This is a genomic window from candidate division TA06 bacterium, from assembly GCA_016208585.1.
Classification (GTDB): domain Bacteria; phylum Edwardsbacteria; class AC1; order AC1; family EtOH8; genus UBA5202.
Genome location: JACQXR010000113.1, coordinates 1 through 24,535 on the forward strand (window position 1 = coordinate 1; position 24,535 = coordinate 24,535).

General features: G+C 53.9%; 21 protein-coding genes. 5 read left to right on the forward strand and 16 right to left on the reverse strand.

Annotated features, from left to right (window positions below; all coding sequences use genetic code 11):
• From HY768_08570 to HY768_08600, 7 genes are all read right to left on the reverse strand, one after another.
• On the reverse strand, positions 1-1,254 hold a 1,254-nt coding region (locus HY768_08570; GenBank protein ID MBI4727255.1), incomplete at its 3' end, for an exo-alpha-sialidase.
• Between the two features lie 196 nt (positions 1,255-1,450).
• Entirely contained in the window at positions 1,451-2,050 is a 600-nt protein-coding gene (gene recR / locus HY768_08575; GenBank protein ID MBI4727256.1) for a recombination protein RecR, read from the reverse strand.
• Between the two features lie 78 nt (positions 2,051-2,128).
• Positions 2,129-2,464, reverse strand: coding sequence for a YbaB/EbfC family nucleoid-associated protein (locus HY768_08580; GenBank protein ID MBI4727257.1), 336 nt, complete (start codon positions 2,462-2,464; stop codon positions 2,129-2,131).
• Between the two features lie 70 nt (positions 2,465-2,534).
• Complete coding sequence (gene dnaX, locus HY768_08585) at positions 2,535-4,220, reverse strand: DNA polymerase III subunit gamma/tau (protein MBI4727258.1); 1,686 nt, start codon at positions 4,218-4,220, stop codon at positions 2,535-2,537.
• Positions 4,221-4,441: 221 nt separating this feature from the next.
• Positions 4,442-5,551 (reverse strand): glycosyltransferase family 9 protein, encoded by a 1,110-nt coding sequence (locus tag HY768_08590; protein MBI4727259.1) that lies wholly within the window; start codon positions 5,549-5,551, stop codon positions 4,442-4,444.
• 187 nt (positions 5,552-5,738) lie between these two features.
• Complete coding sequence (locus tag HY768_08595) at positions 5,739-6,371, reverse strand: class I SAM-dependent methyltransferase (GenBank protein ID MBI4727260.1); 633 nt, start codon at positions 6,369-6,371, stop codon at positions 5,739-5,741.
• Positions 6,372-6,383: 12 nt separating this feature from the next.
• Complete coding sequence (locus tag HY768_08600; GenBank protein ID MBI4727261.1) at positions 6,384-8,231, reverse strand: ABC transporter ATP-binding protein; 1,848 nt, start codon at positions 8,229-8,231, stop codon at positions 6,384-6,386.
• A gap of 287 nt (positions 8,232-8,518) precedes the next feature.
• Here HY768_08600 and HY768_08605 point away from each other — a divergent pair, with 287 nt between their 5' ends.
• Positions 8,519-9,223: a DUF502 domain-containing protein gene (locus HY768_08605; protein ID MBI4727262.1), complete on the forward strand. Its 705-nt coding sequence runs from the start codon at positions 8,519-8,521 to the stop codon at positions 9,221-9,223.
• Positions 9,171-9,983: an HlyC/CorC family transporter gene (locus HY768_08610; GenBank protein ID MBI4727263.1), complete on the forward strand. Its 813-nt coding sequence runs from the start codon at positions 9,171-9,173 to the stop codon at positions 9,981-9,983. The genes HY768_08605 and HY768_08610 overlap by 53 nt, the downstream gene beginning before the upstream one ends.
• A 652-nt stretch (positions 9,984-10,635) precedes the next feature.
• Here the strand turns inward: HY768_08610 and scpB are convergent.
• Entirely contained in the window at positions 10,636-11,391 is a 756-nt protein-coding gene (gene scpB / locus HY768_08615; protein MBI4727264.1) for an SMC-Scp complex subunit ScpB, read from the reverse strand.
• A 185-nt stretch (positions 11,392-11,576) separates the two neighbouring features.
• On the opposite strand from scpB, the gene rpsT reads away from it, so the two are divergent.
• Entirely contained in the window at positions 11,577-11,807 is a 231-nt protein-coding gene (gene rpsT / locus HY768_08620; protein MBI4727265.1) for a 30S ribosomal protein S20, read from the forward strand.
• 92 nt (positions 11,808-11,899) lie between these two features.
• Here rpsT and HY768_08625 read toward each other — a convergent pair whose 3' ends face one another.
• From HY768_08625 to HY768_08650, 6 genes are all read right to left on the reverse strand, one after another.
• A complete protein-coding gene (locus tag HY768_08625) occupies positions 11,900-13,927 on the reverse strand; it encodes an AMIN domain-containing protein (GenBank protein ID MBI4727266.1) in 2,028 nt (675 codons plus the stop codon).
• Positions 13,928-13,962: 35 nt separating this feature from the next.
• Positions 13,963-14,499: a hypothetical protein gene (locus HY768_08630; protein MBI4727267.1), complete on the reverse strand. Its 537-nt coding sequence runs from the start codon at positions 14,497-14,499 to the stop codon at positions 13,963-13,965.
• Positions 14,456-15,073 (reverse strand): type 4a pilus biogenesis protein PilO, encoded by a 618-nt coding sequence (gene pilO / locus HY768_08635; protein ID MBI4727268.1) that lies wholly within the window; start codon positions 15,071-15,073, stop codon positions 14,456-14,458. The genes HY768_08630 and pilO overlap by 44 nt, the downstream gene beginning before the upstream one ends.
• Complete coding sequence (locus HY768_08640) at positions 15,070-15,966, reverse strand: PilN domain-containing protein (protein ID MBI4727269.1); 897 nt, start codon at positions 15,964-15,966, stop codon at positions 15,070-15,072. Before HY768_08640 ends, pilO begins: the two co-directional genes overlap by 4 nt.
• Entirely contained in the window at positions 15,967-17,016 is a 1,050-nt protein-coding gene (gene pilM, locus HY768_08645; GenBank protein MBI4727270.1) for a type IV pilus assembly protein PilM, read from the reverse strand.
• Positions 17,017-17,339: 323 nt separating this feature from the next.
• Complete coding sequence (locus HY768_08650) at positions 17,340-17,525, reverse strand: helix-turn-helix domain-containing protein (GenBank protein ID MBI4727271.1); 186 nt, start codon at positions 17,523-17,525, stop codon at positions 17,340-17,342.
• A 252-nt stretch (positions 17,526-17,777) separates the two neighbouring features.
• Here HY768_08650 and HY768_08655 point away from each other — a divergent pair, with 252 nt between their 5' ends.
• Both HY768_08655 and HY768_08660 read left to right on the forward strand, forming a co-directional pair.
• Entirely contained in the window at positions 17,778-18,215 is a 438-nt protein-coding gene (locus tag HY768_08655; protein MBI4727272.1) for a hypothetical protein, read from the forward strand.
• Between the two features lie 40 nt (positions 18,216-18,255).
• A complete protein-coding gene (locus tag HY768_08660; GenBank protein MBI4727273.1) occupies positions 18,256-21,609 on the forward strand; it encodes an Ig-like domain-containing protein in 3,354 nt (1,117 codons plus the stop codon).
• A gap of 355 nt (positions 21,610-21,964) precedes the next feature.
• Here HY768_08660 and groL read toward each other — a convergent pair whose 3' ends face one another.
• Complete coding sequence (groL, locus tag HY768_08665; GenBank protein MBI4727274.1) at positions 21,965-23,602, reverse strand: chaperonin GroEL; 1,638 nt, start codon at positions 23,600-23,602, stop codon at positions 21,965-21,967.
• A gap of 208 nt (positions 23,603-23,810) precedes the next feature.
• Positions 23,811-24,110 carry a co-chaperone GroES gene (gene groES / locus HY768_08670; GenBank protein ID MBI4727275.1) on the reverse strand — a complete coding sequence of 100 codons (300 nt, stop codon included), beginning with the start codon at positions 24,108-24,110 and terminating at the stop codon, positions 23,811-23,813.
• Between the last annotated feature and the right edge of the window lie 425 nt (positions 24,111-24,535).

The window sequence follows — 24,535 nt, forward strand, 5'->3', positions numbered from 1 at the left end:
CGCTTCGTTGGTCAGCTGCACCGGGTTCAGCCAGGTTTTCCCGCTGTCAACGGAGGCCACCCCGAAGATCTCGTCATTGTTGGTAGTCTTGCCATAGTCGTTATAGATGGCGTAGATGTTGCCGGCCGCATCGGAACTCAAGGTCGGAAAGTTGACGCCGCCGCCGTTCAAGTCGCCAGGGGTAACGCCGGCCAGGTTGCCGGGGATGCCGGAGATACGCTTGACGGTCCAGGCGCTGAAGTCGCCGGCCGTGGTCGGGAAGTAGACGAACAAGCCCTGGCCGTTCCAGGTGCCGTCCTGCCAGGTGAACAAAAAGTACGGCCGGTCGTTGATCCAGGCCCCGTCGTACATGTACCACCAGCCGCCGTACCAGTACTGCGGATAGGGATTGAACATCTGCATGGGGCCGAATGTCCGGCCGCTGTCCACCGATACTTTATAGGCCGGAAAGAAGCCGGCGTAGCCGCTTTCGGCCACATAACTAACGGTGTCGCCGACCACTTCCAGGAAGGCCACCACGGTGTCGCCGCTGCCCGAGATCAGCCAGTCGACCGGGTCCACATCCCAGCCCAGCCCGGAGATCTCGTTGTCGCAGAATTTATCCCAGCCGCTGTAAACCCAGGTGGCACCCAGATCATAGGAAAGAGCATAATAGGTCGAATAGTCGCCGCCCGCTACGGCGTGGGCAAGGGCCGAAATGATCAAAATGCTGTCCCTGATCGCCATGGTGGGAAGATACCAGGCCACGGAGTCACTGGACAGTGTGTCCGGAGGGGTCCACAGTCCGCCCCCGATCCCGCCCTCGTCCCTGGACCAGAATATGGTGTTGGTGTTCCGGTCCTGCCATACTATGTAAGGCCGGCCGGAATTATCCAGAGCCAGGCCGTTGTAGCATCTGGTATTCATGCTGTCGGCGATGGTCTGGGTTCCCCAGTTGGCGCCAAAGTCGTTGGAATAGCTGAACACCAGGTTGCAGGGGCTGGCGGCCTTGCCGAACCCTATGCCGATGTTGGTCCCTGTGGAATCAACTATTATGCTTTTGCCGGTCATGCCGGCAGTAGCCCGCCAGGCATCGCCATAACCTGTGGTGCTGACAATAGTGCCCACCCCGGGAAGCTTGGCGCCGGAGGCTTTGATTACCGTGGTTTCACCTTCCTTGGTGACCAGGTTGGTCCTGGGATCGGTTTTCCTGGCCTCGGCCGTCAGAGTGAAAACCAACACCACACCCAGGTAAAGTATCAAACCTTTTTTCATAGCACAACCTCCTTTATCCAAATATTGTTTTAAAAGGAATGCCCGCAACCTCAAGAACAATTAATTGTTTATTTATTTATTTATTTATTTATTTATTATAGACAATGAAACTAAAAAAAGCAATAAAAAACGTAACAAAAAAAGCGTTTCCTATCATCTCAGAAACGCTTTGCTGACAACCGGTAGTGTTTTTACCTCACATCTCCTGGCGGCCTTGCAGAGCCCGGCTTAAAGTAACCTCGTCCGAGAACTCCAGGTCGCTGCCCACCGGCAGGCCCCGGGCAATGCGGGTGATCTTAATGCCCATCGGTTTTATCAGTTTCATCAAATAAAGAGCGGTAGCCTCGCCCTCGGCGTTGGGGTTGGTGGCCATGATGATCTCTTTGACGTCTATTTTTTCCAGCCGCTCCATCAGCTCCCGCACCCTTAAGTCGTCCGGCCCGATCCCGTCCAGCGGAGAAAGATGCCCCTGCAACACGTGGTACCGGCCTTTGAAGTCTGCCGTCTTCTCCAGGGCTAAAAGGTCGTTGACCTCTTCTACCACGCAGAACACCGAGTCGTCCCGGCCCGGGTCCCGACAGAGGTTGCAGAGATCCTGCTCCGAGGCGTTAAAGCACTGTTTGCAGAACCGCACTTTTTGCTTGAGCTCGATGATGGCGTGGGCCAGGGCCTCGGCATCGTCCGGAGACGATTTCAACAGATAAAAAGCCAGACGCTGGGCGGTTTTGCGCCCGATGCCCGGCAGTTTCATCAGTTCGTCCACGGTCCGGTTGAGTATTTCAGATCCGTAATTCATAAATTCTTCACGTTATCTTTTACCACCAAGACACACCACTAATATTACTTCCTATTTCCCATTTCCTATTTTCGGTTTTCAATTTATTTTGCCTTGGTGTCTTGGTGGCAATGCTCCAACCCCCGGCAGGTTCATCCCGCCGGTCAGAGCCGACATCTCTTTGGCCGCCAGCTCCCGGGATCGCTTAATGGCCTCCTGCACCCCGGCCAATAACAAGTCCTGAAGCATTCCGGCTTCCTCGGGTTCGACGATCTCCAGAGATATCTTGATGTCCAAAATATTCTGTTGACCGTCGGCCGCAATTTTGACCATGCCGCCGCCCACCGAGGTCTCCACCCGTTTGTTGCCCAGTTCTTTTTGAATGCTTTCCATCTTTGACTGCATCATCTGGGCCTGCTTTAAAATATCCCCCATCCCTTTAGCCACAAAAACTGCTGCCTGATTTACTATTATTAATTTGAACTTCGCTTTTTGCTTTCTGCCTTTATAGTACTTCGCCTTCCACCTGGTTCAAAAAGTCCCTGATCCTGGGCGAGCCCAGAGCCTGGCTCTTGCGCCGGTTGGTTTCGTCTTTTAGATCGGTCCTATCCGGCTGGCCGTTGACTGCCTGTCCCGGTTCCTGGGATACCTGGCAGGCCAGCTTAAGGCGCTGGCCCCAAAGACGGACCGTCTCTTCCTCCAGCATCTGCTGGTTGGTCTTGTTTTCCAGGGAATCGGTGAAAAATTTGGAATTAGTGCCGTAGCTGATGGTCAACCGCCCGTCGCTGATGCCCACGGGCCGGGCCGCCTCCAGGCAGGTCCCCAGCAGCATGTTGCGGTTCTTGATGGAGGACACCAGACTGCGCCACAGGCCTTCAAAATCGCCGTTGGATACAGCGGGAGGAGCCTTAGACTCTTCCCTTACTGGTGTTGCAACATAGGCGGCAGGCGAGGGCTGCCGGACTGAAAGCAAGGGCGCCTCCTGGCTTCTGGCGGACATTGCCTTCGGACCGCCATCGGTTTGGTTTTGGATTGGTTGGTCGTTTGTTGCCGGAGCCAGCCCCCCTCCCAGTCCGTTTATCAGTTCTTCTATTTTTACCATCTCATCCAGCTCCGAAAGCCTTAAGCAGGCCGCTTCCAGCACCAGCCTTGACTGGCTGCTCCGCTTCATGGTGGTCTCGGTCTCCACCAGGATCCTGACCATCCTCAGCAGATCCCGGCTTTGGATGCCGCCGGCCTGTTTCAGATAATTCTCTCTGGCATCGGCCGGGACATCGGACAGCGCAATGTCGGGCTGGCCAGCCGCTATCACCATCAGTTTGCGGAAGTGGGCCAAGAGACCCAGGGCAAACTCCTGCAAGTCATATCCGCCCGAAGATACCTGTTCCACCAATTCCAACAGCCCGGCCTGGTTCTTGCCCCGGATCAGGTCCACGGTTTTAAAAAACAGGGCTTCGTCCACCAGGCCCAGCACCTGCCGGGCGTCCTCGGCCGTCAGCTTTTGGCCGCCGTAGGAGATCAACTGATCCAGCAGGCTGATGGCGTCCCGCATCGAACCCTCGGATTTCTGGGCCACTAAGTACAGGCAGTCGTCTGAAGCCTGCACCTCCTCGCCCGGCAGCATCTTCTTGAGGTATTCCACTACCACCGAAACCTCCGCCTTGCGGAAATCAAAACGCTGGCAGCGGGACAGGATGGTAATGGGCACCTTATGAATCTCGGTGGTGGCAAAGATGAAGATAGCATGGGCCGGAGGCTCTTCCAGCGTTTTCAGCAACGCGTTGAAGGCCTCCTTGGTCAGCATGTGGACTTCGTCTATGATGTAGATCTTGTATTTGCCCTGAGTGGGCGTGTATTTGACGTTCTCCCTTAAATCGCGGATCTCGTCGATGCCCCGGTTGGAGGCGCCGTCTATCTCCAGCACGTCGATGCTGCGGGAGCCGGTGATCTCACCACACGAGGTACACTGGTTGCAGGGGGTCTCGGTCGGGCCTTCGGCGCAATTCAAGGCCTTGGCCAGCACCCTGGCGGCCGAGGTCTTGCCCACCCCCCGGGCGCCGGAGAACAGGTAGGCGTGGGCGATGCGCTTGGAGCGGATGGCATTGCGCAAAGTGGTGGTCACATGCTGCTGTCCAATCAGCTGCTCGAAATTCTGGGGCCGCCATTTGCGGGCTAAAACAAGGTAAGACATAACTACTGCATTTCCTAAATTGTCAAAAATATTTTGAATCAGGGCGTTGATTTAAAATCGGAAATCTGACCCCTCTAAAAAGCGGCGGATTTATAAGACCGTAGAGCGATTATTTTGCCTTGGGATACATTTTACTCTACCTGAAAACACCCATTTTGTTCAAATCAACACCCTGAATGAAACCCTACGATTAACGATTAACGAAAGTAGCGCCTCCGTGGCTAGGTGATGGAATCCATCCGGTCCAGCATCCTCTTGATCCCCGACTGCACCACCTCCAGCTCGGCCGAGGCGCAGGTTTTGTCCAACCCCCGGACGCCGTAGAAATTTTTGTTCAATGGCCGCCATAACTCGGGATCGTTCTGGCCAAAGATCGCGAAAGTGGGGGCGCCCACCGCAGCCGAAAGGTGCATGATGCCGGTGTTATTGCACACCACCAGCCGTAGTTGCCTGAGGACTCCGGCCAACTGCCGCACGTCCAGGCCGGGCAGGGCGGTCACCTTGACGTTGACCGCCCCCAGGAACCGCTCGCCCAGGTTGTTCTCACGCGGCCCCCAGAAGACGGCGATCTGGAAGCCGAACTCGCTGGCCAGCCAGTCAGCCAGGGCCGCGTATTTCCGGTAAGGCCACCGGTTCGGCATATTGTAGGCGCCCAGATTGAGGCCGATGGTCTTCTCCGGGATCAGGTGGCGGTCCCACAGCAGCTTCCTGCCCTGCTCCTGTTCCTCCGGGGTAAGGCAGACCTCTTCCGATAGATCATCGGTTGTGATTCCCAGCCTTTCGGTGATCAGCAGGCTCCTTTTGGTCTCGTGCAACGGGAAAGTTGGCGGGGCGGAAAGGATATTGTAAAACAAGTTGGGCCGGAAATCATAGAACGGCAGTTCCGATGTCCCCAGCCGGTAACGGGCGCCGGACAACAGGCCTAACACATCGCTGGATAAAGAATGTGAGACTGTGTTCAGGACTATGCACAGGTCATAGGACTGCCGCAGGCCTTTTAGCAGTTGGAACAGCCTTTTAGGCGTGGCTAATTTCAGCTTTTCCGGATAGACCAGCACCCGGTCAATATTAGGATTGTTATGCAGAACGGGGTGGGTGTAATAGCGGGCCATAGCGGTTATTCTAGCTTGAGGAAATCTTTGCCTTAAGGCCCGGTACACCGGAGTGGTCAGTATCAGGTCGCCCAGCTGGTCGTGCTGGCGGATCACCAAAATACTTTTCACCGAATCCAATTTTACCTGGTCCGGGGAATAAAGCACGTCGGGTAAAAACGCCGAAAACAGGCCGATCATGGCCTTCTTGAATATTTTCTCCGCTGGTTTGTACCGCATGATTTTTGAATGGGTTTTATGTTTCAGATTGTGCGCGTTATGAAAACTAATACAAACGAGTTAAATAGAATGACATAAATCGCGATAGTTGGCCCCAAAACGCCCGTATTTTCAGCATTGCCACCCGGTAATGCTCAAGAAATATCAATGCGTTTGTATTAATAAATTGGAACAGATTGCTTAACGATTACTTTTTCACAAACCAAACATTTCTTTTACCGTTGCTTTTTACAAAAAAATCCACTATTTTAGTATCCTTACAGAAATCTATTATCTCATTGTTCGTGAAATACCGCCACAGCATTCCCGAAAATCTGCCTTTCCTGTATAACCGGGTTCCGTCTTTTAGTACCGAATAACTGCCGGGATCCGCCTGTTCAAACCCGTCAAAAGAGATGAACGCGATACCGCCTGGTTTCAGGGCATTCTTGATATGTTGAATTGTTCTTGTTGCATCCGATAAACGCATATGATCTAAAACGGAATTACAGATGACGGCATCATAGGGCGCTTTCGGTAATTTTATATTCTGCGCCGGACATATGATCGTCGTAATGTTGACTCCCTCCTGTTTTGCCCGGTCATCAACTATCCGTATGACTTCCGAGGATATATCAACGGCAGTTACCTCGAACCCGGCCTTTGCCAAGGCGATGGCCCAATTGCCGTAACCACACCCCACGTCAAGAACCTTTGACGCCTTGTATTCCCTCAAACGCGCTATGGTGGATGTAAATTTCACCATCCCAAGGTACTCTTTATCAGCAGGCGTCCGGGCGAAGCATTTGTCCCAGAAAGTTACGATGTCAAGTTTGTTCATGTTTAACAATCGTCAAGCCTTGAACTGCAGGTTATACAGCCTGGCGTAAGTCCCGCCTTTGGCCAAGAGTTCGGAATGCTTTCCTGTCTCGGTGATCCGGCCGTCCTCAAGGACTATAATCCGGTCGGCCCGCTGAATGGTGGACAACCGGTGAGCGATGACTATGGCGGTGCGGTTGTTCATCAGATTATTGATGGCCTGTTGCACCAAAAGCTCGGATTCGGTGTCCAGGGCCGAGGTAGCCTCGTCCAGGATTAGGATGGCCGGGTTTTTGAGGATGGCCCGGGCGATGGAGATTCGCTGGCGCTGGCCGCCCGAGATCTTCAAGCCCCGCTCGCCCAGCACGGTCTGGTAGCCGTCCGGCATCTCGGCAATGAACTGGTGGGCGTTGGCCGCCCTGGCCGCCTCCTCCACCTGGGCCTGGGAGGCCCCGGGACGGCCGTAGGCGATGTTGCTGAACACGGTGTCATGGAACAGGATGGTCTCCTGGCCCACCATCCCCAGCAGCCTTCGCAGCGACTTGGATTCCAGTTCCTTGATGTCCCTTCCGTCGATTTCTATTTTGCCGCTGGTGCAGTCGTAAAATCTGGGGATCAGGTCGGCCAGGGTGGACTTGCCGGCGCCGGAAGGGCCGACCAAAGCCAGCATCTCGCCCCGTTTGATATTCAGGTTGACGTCCCGCAGCACCAGGTCTTCGTCCGCTGGACCTGTCCCGCCATGGCCCCGGCTCTTATAGCTGAATGAGACATCAATAAATTTGATCGAATCCTGGAATTCGCCTATGGGCAAGGCATTCGGCAGATTCTTGACTTCGGGCTCCAGGTCGATCAGGCCGAAGATGCGCTCGGCCGCGGCCAGCCCCTGCTGCACCACCGGAGTAACGTTGGACAGCCCGTTCAAGGGCTGTAACATGGAAAAGGCTCCGGCCAGAAAGACGAAGAACCTTTCCGGGCTGATGGCTCCCGGCCCGGCCACCTGGTCCCTGGCCAGCCAGATTATCGCCACTCCGGCGATGGCCCCCAAAAACTCGGTCAAAGGCGGGGTCAGCCCGGCCAGGGTCTCAAACCGAAACACCGCCCGGAAATAATCCCGATTGTAGCGGGAAAATTTTGTTTTCTCATGCTCTTCCATGGCAAAGGTCTTGACCACCTTGATGCCGGAGATGGTTTCGGTCAAAACCGCGGTCACATCCCCCAGTTTCTCCTGCAGCCGTTTGCCCCGCCTCCTTAAGCGACGTCCGATCAGGGAAATGACTCCGATGCTCAAAGGCAGCACCAGCAATGCGGTCAGCGCCAGTTTGGGAGCCGCGATCACCGCCAGGCCCAGGTAAACCAGGATCAGGCTGCTCTGGCGGATGATGGATATGGTGCCGTCGGTGATGGCTCCCCGCAACAGCCCCACGTCGTTGGTCAGCCGGGATACCGTGTTCCCCACCTTGTGCTGGTGGAAATAGGACAGGGAAAGCTTGTGCAGATGGCCGTACATTTTCTCCCGCAGGTCGGCGGTCACCTTTTGCTCAATATAGACGGTCAGGATCCTTTGCAGGTACATGAAAATGTTCTTCAGGAAAAATACGCCCAATATCAGCCAGCAGAGCTTGATCAGCCCGGCCAGCCGGCCGTCCTTCAACAGCCACCAAAATGCCAGGTCTTTCAGCTGGTTGACATCCAGCGATCGGACGGCGGGGGCGGTCGCGGCCAGTTTCTCCTGGGCCGGGCTGAACAACACTTTGATGAACGGGGCGATCATCCCCAGCGAAGCCCCGGAGAACAGGGCCAGCATCCACATGCAGAGCACCGCCAAACAGAACTGTTTCCAGTATGGTTTTAGGCGTGATATCAGCCTTAAGTACAGTTTCATTCAATTTAAAAAATAAATAATCTTGACGCGGCAGCCAATTTGTGTTAATTTTATTACTATCCAGCCACAAAGATCAAAGGCAAAGATTATAGAATAATTCTTGAATCTACTACAAAAATGTCTTTTTGAAAAAACCGCTTTTAGAAAAAGATTTACGAAAGCGAAAATTGCAAAAATGGCCTTTTTTAGAATGAACCCAGATTTAAATCCACTTTGAGACTTGGTGCCACTTCGGTAAACTCAGTGCATCGCTTGGTGGCTGAATGGTTACTTTACTTTTAACTATTATGGAATTCATAAAAAAACAGGACTCCGCCGGGAGGCCGGTTAAAAAGTATTTTTTGACCGGTTTGGTGGTGATGCTGCCCATACTGCTAACCGCCTACCTTCTATGGCTGTTGTTCAGCTGGAGCGGACAGATCTTCGGCCAGCTTTTGGTCTATGTCCCCTATCTGCAGGATATCCCCCAAATGGTCAGGCTGGTGCTGGGATTTGTGCTGCTAGTGCTGGTCATCTATGCGATGGGTTTCCTGGCCTCGCACCTGATCGGCCGGCGGCTGCTGGATATCTGGGACGACTTCATCTCCAGGGTGCCCCTGGCCCGGCTGGTTTACGGCACCACCAAGCAGTTCACCGATAATTTCTTCAGCAACCGTTTCGCCTTCCGCCAGGTGGTGGCGGTGGAGTATCCCCGCCCCGGCGCTTTCGCCCTGGGATTCCTGACCTCCGAAAAGACTTGGGAAATGGACGATGGATCGGTGGTCCATACCGTTTACCTGCCCAACACCCCCAACCCCACCGGCGGCCGGATCATGTTGGTGCCGCCCCGGCGGCTGTTGAGAGTTCAGATGTCGGTGGAGGAGGCCCTAAAACTGATCGTCTCCGGCGGAATGGTCTCTCCCCAAAATTTAACCATCGCCAACTCATTGGACAAACCTGATGATTCAGATAAGAAAACTGCTAAAAAAACTAAAACTAAAAAAGCCCGATAAGCTGACCATCCAGGAACTACAGCTGTTGCTGGCCAAAGCCGTGGCCCAGAACGCGCTGACCCGGGATGAAGGGCATATGATGCAACGGATATTGTCGCTGTCCCAGACCCCGCTGTGGGAGGTGATGATACCGCTGCCCCAGGCCTCATCCATCGAAGCCTCGGCCAAGGTGGACCAGATAATCGATCTCTGCCTGAAATCCGGCCATTCCCGCTTCCCGGTCTACGAGAAAACCCCGGACAACATCATCGGGATCATCCACGTCAAGGAGGTCTTGCGGCTGTGGCGCAAAAAATCCGGCGACTTACGGGCGGTGGAATTCATCCGGCTGCCGGTGTTCCTGCCCCAGACCATCAAGGTTTCCCAGGCCCTGTCCGAATTCCGGAGGAAAAAGATTTCCATCGCCCTGGCCATCGATGAATACGGCGCTCCCGCCGGCTTGATCACCAGCGAGGATTTGACCGCGGAGATCGTGGGGCAAATGCAGGACGAACTGGACCGGGAATATCAGTATCTAATCCCCCTGGGCGGCCGCTCATTTTCGGTGGATGCCCGGATGCCTCTGGATAAATTTGCCGGACAGTTTAAAGTACACACCGAATCCAAGGCCCACAGCCTGGCCGGGTTCCTGTTTGAAGAACTGCAGCGCATCCCGCTGCCCGGCGAAAGTTTTAAGCTTCAGGGGCTGGAATTCACCGTTACCCAGGGCGCGGCCAGCAAAATATATAAATTAAAAGTGTCCCCCGGTAAAAAATACTAATGGGAGCGTATATTAGTAGACATTCCGGTTTCTTTTAAATCCAATATAATTAGCGTATTTAGCGTGTTTCGGTGGAAAAAAGTCTACTATTATCCGCTCTGATTAGTAACTCTGGTTCTCTATTAGGAATCCATGAAACCAGGAAATAATGAATGATTGTCAAATTACCTGATACCACTTGTCGCAACCATTACCTAAAATATTTCTAAGCAGACAAGAAAACCACTTGGGGAATAATTCCTGTCATTCCTGGTTTCCTTATAATCAGAAATCCGAAAATGCCCAAATTATGCCGCTTTGGCCATTGGTATTTGTCCCGCAATATCGGGATCCCGCCAACCTGTCCGCCGTAGTAGAAACGAAGGAGGAAGGGCGGTGATTTCGGATTTCGGAGCGCCTCCGCTGAGGCCTTCGCTAAAGCTACGGCCCCCAAGGGAAGGCAAGCAGGTAGCGTAAGCGAAAGCTATGGCGCTTGAAGAAGACAAGCCACGCCACGCCATAGGCGGAGGCTCCGCTTTGCGGGGCCGTTGGCAAGAAGCGAAAGCGGATTTGGATATTAGGCCTGCACTGAGCACGACTGCTTGCCTGGCTTTTGAAGTGATTTCCTCAACTTTGGCTTTTTGCCAAAGTTGAGAAGGGTATTTAAAAAATATTACAACTGCTCTTTTTCTTCCCCGCCTTCCGGAGAATCACCTTCCAAATCCGAAGCAGATTTTCCTTCCTCCGGATCTTCAGTTTTATCCGGCCCCGCCTTATCCTCTAAAACATTGTCCGGAGATTCAAAGGGAACCTCCTCCTGGGTGCCGTAGCTCGAAAGCCTCGTTAAACCAAGCTCGGCGTCGATCTCGGCGTCCATCTTTTCCTTTTCCGCCTGCCTGGCTTTGAGGTATTCCTCCAGTTCCTCGATCCGGGGCAGGTCCGACAGCGAGCTTAAGCCGAAATAGCGCAAAAACTCCGGAGTGGTCCCAAACAGCAGCGGCTTGCCGGGACGGTTATCGCGGCCTACTGCGGTAATCAAGTTCCGCTCCAGCAGGGTGGCCGTCACCCCGTCCACGTTGACCCCCCGGATGCTCTCCATATCGGCCTTGATGATGGGCTGTTTGTAGGCCACTATCCCCAGGGTCTCCAGGGAAGCCGCGGTAAGCCGGGACACCCGCCGGCCCCGGAAAAGCTCGCCCACCCATTTGGAATATTCCGGTTTGGTGTATATCTGGAATCCCCCGGCCAGCTCCACCAGGGAAAAACTGTGCCCGTTCCTCTCATATTCATCCTTCAGCTCGTGCAGCAACTGCCGCAATATCTTGAGGTCTATCTCGCCCAGGGTGGACTTGATCTTGGAGACTGGCAGGGGGACGTCGGTGGCAAAAAGCAGGGCTTCGATTATCCTCTTGGCTTCGGTGCGGTCCATAAGCATTTCCTTATCAATCGGTGTCGGGTTTATTAATGGATAAAATATAGCTTGACTTTAATGGTATGATATGATATTTTTACACGCTTTGTAAAGAGAAAACTAACGGCTAATCAATAATCAACAAAATTTATTTGGAGGGAATCAAGTTGGCAGAGACTAAAAAAAGAAACACCAAGAAAAAAATAAATTCGGCGGTAAAACGGGCCCGTCAGGCTATCAAACGAAGAACCGCCAGAATGGCGGTAAAAAGCAAGCTGCGGGGCACCATTAAAAAGGCCGCAATGGTTAAAACCGGAGAACAATTGCCTCTGGCTCATTCCCAGATAGACAAAGCCGCCCAAAAAGGCGTGCTTCATAAAAACACCGCCGCCCGGATGAAATCCCGTTTGGCCAAGGCCGTTAAAAAAGCATAATAGCCTTTCGATAAACAATGCCCCATTATACCATAAAAGAATCGTCCCGATAAAGCTCGGGACGATTCTTTTTTTGTTTTTATGTGCTGATGTTATTTTATTATGTTGGGCGTTAAGAATATCAATATCTCACGTTTGGCGGTGGCGGTGCTGGTGGAACGGAACAAAGCGCCGATAAACGGAATGTTCATCAATATTGGCACGCCTTTGATAGATTTTCCGCCCTTGGTCTGCAACAGTCCGCCGATGACTGCGGTTTCGCCATCATTGATCATTATCTGGGTGGTGGCCTCGTTGGTCAAAATAACCACCCCGCCCAAAATGGTGGCGGTGGGGTCCAGATCCGAGATCTCGGTCTTGACATCCATGGTGATATTTTGAGCCGAGTTGATGTGCGGGGTGACCGTCAGCACCATGCCGATGGTGTACATCGATGTTACGGTATTGCCGCTTTCATCCCTCAGTGAAATCGGGATTTTCTTGCCGCCGACTATTTTGGCTTCCTTGTTGTTGGTGGCCGAAATCCTGGGGTTGGAGATGGTATTGGCTTTGCGGTCGGACTCCAAAGCCGAGATGGTGGCGTTCAGCTGGGCAAAGGATCGAATGGTCCCGATATTGATCCCGGGACGGTCTCCGGTGGGCAACAATTGCGGCACCTGTATTCCGGGACTTGTTGGCCCCAAATTCTTGGTTTCCAGATTGCCCGCATAGCTTCCCACATTGGCTATAGACCAGTTGATCCCCAGATCCTTGGTGGCGTCCATGTCCACGTCGATGATCCGGGCAATGATCTCCACCTGCTGGGTCGGGGTGTCAAGTTGAACTATGAGGTTTCTGGCTTCAGCCTGTTTATCGGCTACGTCGGTGATCACCAGGGCATTGGTTCTCTTATCGACCTGAATGCCGCCCCGGTCGCTTAGTATCTTTTGGATAGAGCCCGAAAGTTCGCTGGCCACAGCATATTGAATGTAATAAACCATGGTCTTTAGTTCCACGCCCAGACTGCGGCCCCGCACTTCTTCCTGCATTTTGGCCGGAGTTCCCACCCTGATGATGGTGGAATCTTCGCCCCAGTCGGCGATCATGGCGGCCGATTTCACCATTTCGTTAAAGGCCATGACCCAGGGAACATCCTTCAAACGCATACTGATGTTGCCCTTGACGTCGCCGCCGATTATCAGGTTGCAGTTGGCCAGCTGGGCCATTCCCCGCAATACCGCTATGATGTCGGAATTCTCCAGATTTAAAGACACTCTTTTGCCGGCCAGGCCTCTTTTGCCTCTGGCGGGATAGCCTGGCGTCTTGGCAGCCACATAAACCGGCAATGCCGGCTGCATGGGGGTGGCAGGCAGCGCCTGATACTGCGGCGGAGCCGCCGGGGCCACCGGCGTAGCAGGCATTTCTTCCACCACCGGAGGCGGAGTGGACGGGGGCTGAGGTGCGGCAGTCGGCGGAGTGTAAGGAGCGGCCGGTTGTTCCACCACCGGGGCCGGAGCCGCCGGAGTCGGGGTGACTGGTACCGCCGGAGCGGCCGGGGTCTCTTCCACCACCGGGGCCGGGACCGCCGGAGTAACTGGAACCGGGGCGACCGGTGCCGCCGGAGCGGCCGGGGTTTCTTCCACTGCCGGGGGAGCGCTGGGAGGTAAAGCCGGGACGGCCGGGGTCACCGGAGCCGCCGCCACCTCCATCTCGGCGGTGCTGGCCTTCCACTCGGCAAACTGGGCGGTCTCCTTGGTGGTCAGCTTGATGACTATGTCGCTTTCCTCGGTCATCAGAATGTAGGAAGGCGATGAGGACATCTCTATCACCACCCGGGCAATTCCACCCTCCCGGTCGAAATGGCTGGTGCTGATGGTATTGATGCCTCCCCGGTTCAGGGTCAGGGTCTTATTGCCAAATCCGATGGTGGCTCCCTTGATGTCCAGTATTAGCCTGTCTGGCTTGGTCATGGTGAAATCCTTGGCATCCGGCACGTCATCGCAGCTGATGACCACCTCGGTAACGCCTTCGAATTTCCTGACCACGATGTCGTTAATTTTGAGGGCCCAAACCATTGGGCTTAAGGCCAGCACGGCCCCGGCAACCAGAGCCAGCCTGATTCCGATTTTGGATTTAATCATTTGCTTCGCCTTTTTTTATAGACTTTATGTGTCATTTATTGGTTGATTCGCAAATCCTGGCTCTCCCGCGTCAGCGGCAGAGAAAAATCTATTGGTTTCCCCTTTTCCACCTCCTGCCGGAATACTATGCTGGTGTCTTTGATGGCCAGCACCCGCCCGCCGATAAGCTGGTCGCCCTCCTTAACGACATAACCCACCCCCTGATTGTCGTGGACCAGGGCCAAGCGCCCGTTAGGCCCTTCGATAATGCCGGTCAGGGAAATGTTGGAAATATCCAGCGTGCCGACGGTATTTTCGCCGCTGCCTTCGCCCCGCTTTTGAATCACCGATTTAAACGGGTCGCGGCTGCCTTTCAGCGGATATTCATAGGTTTCGCTCTTTAAAAGGGTGTCTCCGGCCGGCGGCAAATTAACCGGCGCCGACTGTGCTCTGGAAACCGGAGCCGGCGTTGCCGGGCTGGCGGCCTTATTACCGGGCTGGCAGCCGCAGACCAGGGCCAGGGCCAGGGCTATCGCCAACGCCAGCAGATTAAGACTTGCCGGGTCTCTTAGGTTTGTCTGTATCTTTAGCATCTGATTTTACGCCTCCTGCTTTGTTAAATACAAAAGCTTTTACCACAAAGTCTGCTTTTACTGTTCTAGTTTTATCGTTATTGGGCAATACCTTGAGCTTGGCGGGAATCACTATCCGGCTCAAGGTTCCCAGATTGGCCATAAAATCCCCCAACTGGCTGTAAGAGCCGGTCACGCTTACATCCACCGTCAGCACCGAAGACAGCTTTGCCGCCGGCGATGCCGTCAGGGCGCCGGGCTTGAAGGCGGTGAAGCGGACCCCGGTTTTGATGCCGGCCTGGGTGATCTGACGCAGCAGGCTGGGAATGTCCTTCTCGTCCGGCAAAAGTTTTTCGGCCTGGCGCAGCTTTTTGCCCATGTTCTTCAATTCCATATTGAACTTGGTGGACTCGCTGACAGCCGCATCTAAAAGCCTGATCCCGGCCTCCAACGAATCCAGCCTTACCTTGCGCTGGCTTAATCTCTCGCCAGAAGGCTTGAAGGTCAAAAAATAGAACAGGGCGGCGATGGCCAGGCTTAAGACCACCAGCCCGATGGTGATCTGGGTTTTTATGTCTTTGATATCTATGTTCATTTATTCCCCTTTCCTCCGCCAATCAAGAGCGGCATCGGGTTGGACCAGTCGGAGAAGGCAGAGATATAGCCGTTAAAGGCCTGCACCCGCCAGAAATATTTTTTCCCCTCTTCCAGCCCCGAGTTGACGGTGAAGCTGGTGGTATCTTCCAGCCGCTGGTTGGCAATAAGATTGTTGAAGGAATCGCTGGCTGAAACGTGTATGATGTAGTTGGTGGCCTGGCTGACCCGGCTCCAGCTCAAAGTCAGTTTGGCGGGCTGCCGGGGATCCTGGGGGATGGCGCTTGCCGGGGATGGCTGGAAAACTTCCGGTTTATAATTTCCGGTTAAACTGAATTTTACCATTTCCCGGCCATCGATGTCCGCCTTGGAGGTTTGGGTCAGTTCGATGCCGCTGAAGCAGCGCGAGGATTTGAGGTTGTCCATCAACTCCACCACTATCAGATTGGAGAAAGTGGAGCCCTCTATGATCACTTTGCCGGCATCTTCGGAAAGAAGGGTCAGCCAGAGATAGTTAGGCAGGCACCGGTTGACAACTTCAATCAAACGGGCCGCATAGAACCGCCCCTGATTTATCAGGTTGACCTCGTTGAGCTTATCCTCCACCTCCTCTTTATTCTTCTTAAGTTCCTGGACCTTGACGTTGAGAATATTAAGACTGTCTATCTTCAGGCTGTCGCGTTTGATCTTGCCGTTGGTTATCTTGACGTCGGTCTGCTGCCAGGTATAGGCAACTATTGAAGCCGCTATTACCGCTACGAAGAGCAACGCGGCCGCCACCATCCCTACGTTGAACGGCAGCCGGGGCAGCGCGAATTTGAAGCCGGCGCCGGAGGGACGGACAGCGGCCACCCGGGCTATTTTCTGGTCGTGGATCAGATTGATCTGTATCATTTATTTTACCTCCCTTAAACCCAAGCCTACCGCTAAAGTTAACATGGGAGCTATTCGCTCGGCCCCGGTGACCCCGAACAGGTTGGGGTCGTATGATATTTTCTGCAGCGGGTTGACGATCTCCACCGGGATCTCGAATTTTTCCTTTAGATGGTCCTGCAGCGAGGGAATCAAGGCCCCGCCCCCGGAGAGGAATATCCGGCTCATTTTGTCGCTGCCGCCGGACATGGCCAGAAACGAAAGAGTGCGATCGATCGACCCGGCAAAATCAGTGGCAAAACTGGCAAAAACTTCGTTGGCTGACTCCTGGCTGACATCGGCCACGTTCTCGCCCTTGGTCAGTTCACAGGCCTGCTCATAGGAAAGCCCCAGGTTTTTCTGGATCACCTGCAGGCAAGCGTTGCCGGCCATGGGCAGGTCGCGGGTAAAATACGGTATCTTGTTTTTAATAAAATTGATGTTGGTGCCGTCGGCGCCGATATGCACCAAGGCCACCATCTCCTCCGGCGGCATGTCGTAATTGGCCTCGAAGGCGTTCTGGACGGCGAAGGCTCCGTAATCCATGATCACCGGATAAAGCCCGGCCCCGCTCAACAGATCCAGGTGCGCATTTAAGGTATCGTTCTTGACGGCAATCAGCAACACTTCCATCTGATTGTTGCCCAGGTCCGGATTCAGGATCTGGAAATCCAGCACCACGTCGGAGATCTCGAACGGCACGTGCTGCTCGGCCTCCCATTTGATGCGCTCCCGGGCCTCCGATTCCTTGAGCTTGTCCATGTTGATCCGCTTGGTAATGACCCCGCGCCCGGAAACGGCCGCCACCACCTCGTTGCCTTTTACCTTGTGGGTCTCGAAAAGGCCCTTGATGGCGTCGATCACCAGGGTCCGGTCCATGATTTCGCCTTCCACAATGGCCTCGGGCAGTAAAGGAGCGGAACCATAGTTCGTCAGGGTAATGCCCTTGCCGGTCTTTTGGATCTCGACGAACTTTATCTGGCTGCTTCCTATGTCCAGGCCCAGGGTGGCTGCTTTTTTACCGAAGAACATTTAACTATCCCTCTTATTTAATGTGTTCATTATGAGGAACCCATTATATTAAAAAAATGTATCTATTCAGGGCCACGAAGTTTCCTACGCAAAGCTTCGGCGACCAGGAACACCAAGCATGTCCTGAGCAATTAAAATAGGCTGTTTTGCAATTTTCGCTTTCGTAAATCTTTTTTCCAAAAGCGGTTTTTTTCTAAAACTTGTCCTGAGTTTACTAAAGGATGACATTTTTATGGTAGCTTCAAGAATTCTTCTATGATATTTGTCTTTGAGTCGGAGTTTACACCGATGTATAGAGGTGTAGCTAAAGGGTTGCAAAAAATTTATTCGCCGATGAATTTTTGGATCTCGGTTCCTTTAATCAGCCAGCGCTGCCCTACTTTTTTACCGATCAGGCCTTTTTGGCAAAGGCGCTTGCGCACTGTCTGGTCGGTAACGGCTAGAATCCGGGCAGTTTCTGTGACCGTGTACAGTTTGGCTGAATCTATTTCTTTTGGTGATACCGGCATATGTCCCTCGATAAGATGAGTGAGGTATGATTACCTATATATGATTATCTATTGATATGCTCTTTGTCATTTTATTATATTTACAGGTAGTTTGTCAAGTGTTATTTTAAAAAAAATAAAAAAAATAAAAAAAATAAATTTTTCTCTTGACAGCAGGGCTAACCTGCAATATACTATTCTATTGTAAGGGCATTTTTAACTAACACCGCAACTATCGAAAATTATTAAAAAAAATTTAAGGGAGGTTTAACCATGCAAAAGAAACCTTTAATCGGCTTAACCCTGGCGGCGGCCTTGATTGCCCTGGGTATTATGGGTTGCAGCGCCATCACCCCGGCCCCGGAGGTAAAGATCATCAGCATTTCGCAAAGCGCTTTTGGAGGTAACGACACCATCGTAACTACCATTACCTTCGAAAGTAAAAACAAAGTAGATGCCATAATAACCACCCAGCAATGTACCTACATTGGCCCCGGCACTGCCCCAATAAAAAAGAACTCTGACATTATTCATTACACCTTCTTTGTTAATGGTAAAACTACCGCCCCTATGGATATTACCCTAACCGGCATGAATGCCCTGCGCACCGCGGTAGGCGGTTCCCCGGCCACCATGTGGTTAAAGTTCTGGGGCGAGGACGCCTACGGGTATAACAAAACCTTCAGCGATTCTGTCTCGGTAAGTTTCTAAAACAAGTTTATTGAAATTTAAAAAAAGGAGCAATAATACCATGTTTTCCAAAAAAATATTGGCCATAGCAATGTTGCTGGTTCTGTCTGCGGCATTGCCCTTTACCTGGCTGGCCTGTTCCAAAAGCAGCCCCACCGCCCCAGGGGACGACACCACACCGCCGCCTACTACCACCACAATTGATTCGGTTATCCTCGCTCCCACCAGTTATGCTTTAGTGGTAGGAAATACTGTCCAGTTTACCGCTACTGCTTATGATTCCGGGGTTGCAGTATCATCGACCTATACCTGGTCTTCTTCTAATGCCACAATAGCCAGCGTCTCCACTACCGGGATGGTTACCGGCGTGACCGCCGGAGGACCGGTGACCATCACAGCCACCGTTACCGGCACCACCATGAAGGGCACCGCTTCGGTTACCGTGGTTTCAGCCTCTGCCGCCGGCGCCATCTATGTTACTTCAACACCATCCGGCGCCTCAATATATTTGGATGGGATCAGCGCTTCGGTGGGCACCACTCCTGATACCATCAGCCTTGTGGCCGCGGGTAGCCACGACGTTGACGTAATTTTGGCCGGGTATCCAACCCAAACCCGTACCATTAATGTGCTGGCCAGTCAGGTGACCCCGGTAAACTTTGTGATGACGGCCGCCGCCAGCATCATCATCTCCGCCAACCCCACCTCTATCGCTGCCGACGGCAACAGCAATTCGAAGATCACCGCCTATTTAAAGGACAGCCAGAACCACCCCATTCCCGACGGCAGTCTGGTCATTTTCAGGATCGTGGGCGTGGGCGGGATTAACCCCGGCATGATCACCGCCAACGACACCACCAATGCTGGCAAGGTCGAAGCCAACATCACTTCCAGCACTGTAGTGGGAAGCGTCAGGGCCTACGCCATTGCCGGGCCCGAGAGTTCATCCGTAACCATAAATTATACTCCCGGCGACGCAGCTGCCATAGGCCTCGGCGCTTCCCCGACGACACTGATTCCGGACGGGATTTCTTCGTCCACCATTACCGCCACAGTTACCGACGCCTACGGCAACCCGGTGCGGGCCGGAACCTCCGTAGCTTTTACAACTACTTTGGGAACCATTACCTCCAGCGCGACCACCAATACTGCCGGAGTGGCCACGGCCAAACTAACCAGTGCCACCAAGACCGGAACAGCCAACATTACCGCCACTTGCGGACAGGCCACGGCCCAGACTTCGGTGGTCTTCAGCGAAGGCGGAGCTACGCTTGCTTTGGGATCCTCACCGGCATCCATCCTGGCCAACGGCGTATCCGCCTCCACCATTACCGCCACATTGACTGACGGCGTCAATCCCATTTCGGGGCAGACCATCCTCTTTGCCACCAACTCCGGAACAATTACCGCCAGCGCTGTAACCAATGCCGCCGGCATAGCCACAGCTACTTTGGTCAGCACTGCTTCGGCGGCAAACATCATAGCCACCGTTACCGCCCAGGCTTTTGTGGTCAAGGGAAAGGATTTTTCGGCCTCAAAACTGCCCCAGACCACTACGGTTACTTTTGAGGGGGTTACTTTTACCTTGGGGGCCAATCCGGCCTCCATCACCGCTAACGGTTCATCCACCTCGGCCATCACCGCTACCCTTACCAAGACCGTCAGCGGCGCTCCCATTGCCGGGGCCGCGGTTAACTTTTCCACTGTACTGGGAACCATTACTGCCAGCGCCATAACCAACGCCTCGGGCGTGGCCGGGGTCACTTTAAAGAGCGGCAGCAGCACCGGCACCAACACCGTTACCGCGACCTACGGCGCAACCCTTACCCGCACCCAGACGGTTGAATTTACCGCCGTCGTCATTTCCACCGTTGCGGTAAGCGCCAGCAGTTCCTCCATAGTGGCCAATGGCACATCCTCCACCACCATTACCGCCCTGGTAAAAGACAACGCCGGTTATCCGGTACCCGATGGCACTCCGGTAACCTTTAATTCCAGCGCCGGCTCCATCACCCCCAGCTCGGCGACCAAGGACGGCTCTGCCACCGCCACCTTAACCTCCAGCAGCACCCCGGCCAGCGCTTCGGTTACCGCAACCGCCGGTAGCATCACCAGCGCCTCGATCACCGTCAACTTTATCGCCGGGGAGGCTGCCACCATTACTATTACCGCCACTCGGGATTCCCTGGTAGCCGGCAGTGCCCAGATCGACACCATCCGGGCCACAGTGCGTGACGGCTCCGGCAATTTAGTTCCCGACGGTGTGGTGGTGAACTTCGCCACTACTTTGGGTTCCATTACCAATTCCACCACCACCGTCAGCGGGGTGGCCACCGCCTATCTAACCCCCGGAACTGTTGCCGGCAACGCGGTTATCACCGCCACCAGCGGCACCGCCAGCGCCAACTACAATGTAGTCATCACCCCCGGCGGGGTAAACAGCATCGAGATTCAAACCAGCAGCAACACCATTCAGGTTTCGGGTACCGGCGGCATAGAGACCTGTGTTCTGACTGCCACGGTTTACGACCAGAACGGCAACAAGCTCTCCGACGGCACCAGCGTATCCTTTACGATCCTGCGCGGGCCTGGAGCCGGGGAAAACCTCAATAAAGCAGGTTATGGCCCGGTGGTCATACCCACCGCCGGCGGCGTAGCCAAGGTTTCGCTGAACAGCGGCACCAAATCTGGTACCGTGGATATCCGGATTACTTCCGGGTCCGTAACTTCGGGAGCGCCCCAGGTGACCATCACTGCCGGACCGCCATTCAGCCTCAGCCTCAGCACTGAAATTTATTCTAATGTCGCCAAACCATCTCCTGGCACTTACAGCGCAGGTTTTTCGGCCCTGGTCCAGGATAAATATTCCAATCCTGTAGCCGATGGCCGGGCTGTTTATTTCACTTTATTCACCGATAGCACTTTTACCACCCAGTTTGACAGTGCCAGCATAGAAGGATCCGGGGTTACCGGAGCCACTGTGCCTGGCAGCGGCATAGCAACTGTGAAAATGTTTTGGGACAGCAAGCCAACCTTCCATAACCTGGTGGTGCGGGCCGAAACTTCCGGAGACAGCGTTTGGAACCAGTTGGCCATAAGCATACCAATTGTGGACCCAGCCTTAGAGGTAGTATTGCCGGCCTATTTCGACAGCACCAAAGCCGTGGCTGATACCGTCAGCCTCTCCGCCCGCCTAACCGATGCCTATAATGTAGGGATAGACAGCGGTGCTGTATATTTCTCGGCCAGCGGCGGAAAAATATTGGTGCCAATGGACGTTACCGATATCAACGGCTGGGCATACTCGCAGTTGGTTATTCCCGCCAAACGCCAAAAAGATATTGAAGTCACTTTCCAGTCTTGCGGAGTTGAAGTAAAAAAGACCATCACGGCCTCTGGCGGTAAAAAGAAATAGCTTTTACCCACAAACCCCCCGCTGGAATTTTTCCAGCGGGGGGTTTTACTTAACTGCGGCCGCCCCTTGACGAGAACACGCCGATGTCACCCTGTGGCGCCAGCCCTGTCTGGCTTTTGAAGGGCCTGGCCCAATCCATAGATTCTTCGGTAGTTAAGCGTAAAGCATTGCTCAGAATGACGAAAACGCCCCTCGTCATCCTGAGTGCTGCTGAATGCCCGTCTGCCGAAAGAAATTGCCAAACGTGCAAGGACAAAAACAAGAACCCCGCCGGGCCTTATAGACGGCGGGGTTCTTCTGTAGCCTATAACTTTGCCCTCTCCTAAAGCATTAGGAGAGGGTTGGGTGAGGTCGTTTAGTACATGTCTCCGTAACCGCCGCCGCCCTGGGGCATGGGCATCGGTTTTTCTTCCTTGGGCTTCTCGGCAATCACGCACTCGGTGGTCAACAGCAGGCCGGCGATGCTGGCCGCGTTCTGCAGGGCGATCCGGGCCACCTTGGTGGGATCGATCACGCCGGCCGCTACCAGGTCTTCCACCTTGTTAGTCTCGGCATTGTAGCCCATGGCGGGCAGGGCAGCCTTCTTGATCTGGTCCACTATCACCGCGCCCTCCACTCCGGCGTTGTTGACTATCTGGCGCAGAGGTTCCTCCAGGGCCCGGCGGATGATGTCCACCCCGATCTTGGCGTCGCCCGAGCATTTAATCCCGTCCAGCGAGACTATGGCCCGGATGTAGGCCACGCCGCCGCCGGGGATGATGCCCTCTTCCACCGCCGCCCTGGTGGCGTGCAAGGCGTCCTCGACCCGGGCTTTTTTCTCTTTCATAGCGGTCTCGGTGGCGGCCCCGACGTTGATCACCGCCACTCCGCCGGCCAGCTTGGCCAGCCGTTCCTGCAGTTTTTCCTTGTCGTAGTCGCTCTTGGTTTCTTCGATCTGGGCCTTGATCTGGGCGATGCGAGCCTTGATGTCCTTTTCCTTGCCGGCCCCTTCGATGATGGTGGTGTTGTCCTTGTCCACCGTCACCCGCTTGGCCTTGCCCAGGTCGCTCAGCTGGGTGTTCTCCAATTTAAACCCGACCTCCTCGGAGATCACCTTGCCGCCGGTCAGGGTCTCGATGTCGGTCAGCATCTCCTTGCGGCGGTCGCCGAAGCCGGGGGCTTTGACCGCGCAGACCTGCAAGGTGCCGCGCAGCTTGTTGACCACCAGGGTGGCCAGGGCCTCGCCTTCCAGGTCTTCGCAGACGATGACCAGGGGCTTGCCCAGCTGGGCCACTTTTTCCAGGATCGGCAGCAGTTCCTTCATGGCCGAGATCTTCTTGTCGTGGATCAAAATGTAGGCGTCTTCCATCACCGATTCCATCCGCTCGGAATTGGTAACGAAGTAGGGGGAGATGTAACCCCGGTCAAACTGCATGCCTTCCACCGTTTCCAGAGTTGTTTCCATGCCCTTGGCCTCTTCCACCGTAATCACTCCGTCCTTTCCCACCTTCTCCATGGCGTCGGCGATCAGGTCGCCGATGGTCCGGTCGTTGTTGGCGGAAATGGTGGCGATGTTGGAGATCTCGGCCTTGCCCTTGGTGGGCTTGGAGATCTTCTTGATCTCGCCGATCACGGCCTCCACCGCCAGGTCAACGCCCCGCTTTAGGTCCATGGGATTGGCCCCGGCGGTGACGTTCTTCAGCCCCTCCTTGTATATGGACTGGGCCAGCACCGTGGCGGTGGTGGTGCCGTCGCCGGCGATATCGGCGGTTTTGGAGGCCACTTCCTTGACCATCTGGGCGCCCATATTTTCGTAGGGATCATCCAGCTCGATCTCCTTGGCTACGGTCACGCCGTCCTTGGTCACTACGGGCGAGCCGAATTTCTTCTCCAGCACCACGTTGCGGCCCTTGGGGCCTAAGGTCACCTTGACCGCATTGGCTAATTTGTCAATCCCGCGCTTTAAAGCCTCGCGGGCCTTGACGTCGTATTCGATCATCTTGCCATTTGCCATGACGTTTCTCCTTGTTTATTATAAATATTTATTGCCCTTTGGGAAACCCTAAACCCTAATTTCGAATCTCTAAATCACCGCCGTTGGCGGGATCCCGCTGTTGCGGGACAAACCAAAATTTATTAATTGTAAAACCCGAAAACTGCTCGGGAATTAGAATTTGGGTGATTGTAATTTGTTTAGGATTTAGTTTTTGATATTTCGCGCCTCAGCCGATCACCGCCAGAATGTCGTCGGTGTGCATGATCAGGTACTCCACGTCATCAATCTTGACCTCGGTCCCGGAATACTTGCCGTAAAGCACCTTGTCGCCGGCTTTAACGTCCATGGCCATGCGGGTGCCGCTGTCGGAGATCTTGCCCGGGCCGGCGGCCACCACTTCGCCCTCCATGGGCTTTTCCTTGGCCGTGTCAGGAATAATGATTCCGCCCTTTTTGGTTTCCTTGGCTTCCAGCGGTTTTACCAGCACCCTATCTCCCAGTGGCTTGATTTTGGATAAGGTAGACATAAGTTTTAAACCCTCCTAGTGCTTAATGGTTGATTGATATTTTGTTTGTCTGTTTTATACGGCTACCGATAAAAATATATAACACCTTGCAAAACAAAATATTATATATTGTTAAGAGCGACTGTGTCAATGCAGAATTTTGCCGTCTGTAATTATACTCAATTTTTACTGAAATTTCAAGCCCTATTTTTCTATTTTCCTATGTGTAACGGTCTGGGCGTAAGCTGCGGGCCAAGCTGGAGAAGCGGGCAGAGTTTCAATCCACGTGCGCGTGCGACTTGTTACCACCGCATCCGGTCAGTATAACGCTGATAGAATACGAGTTTCAATCCACGTGCGCGTGCGACTTGTTACGTATTCCGGCTCAGTCCCTTGCTTAAAATGCTGCGTTTCAATCCACGTGCGCGTGCGACTTGTTACACCCC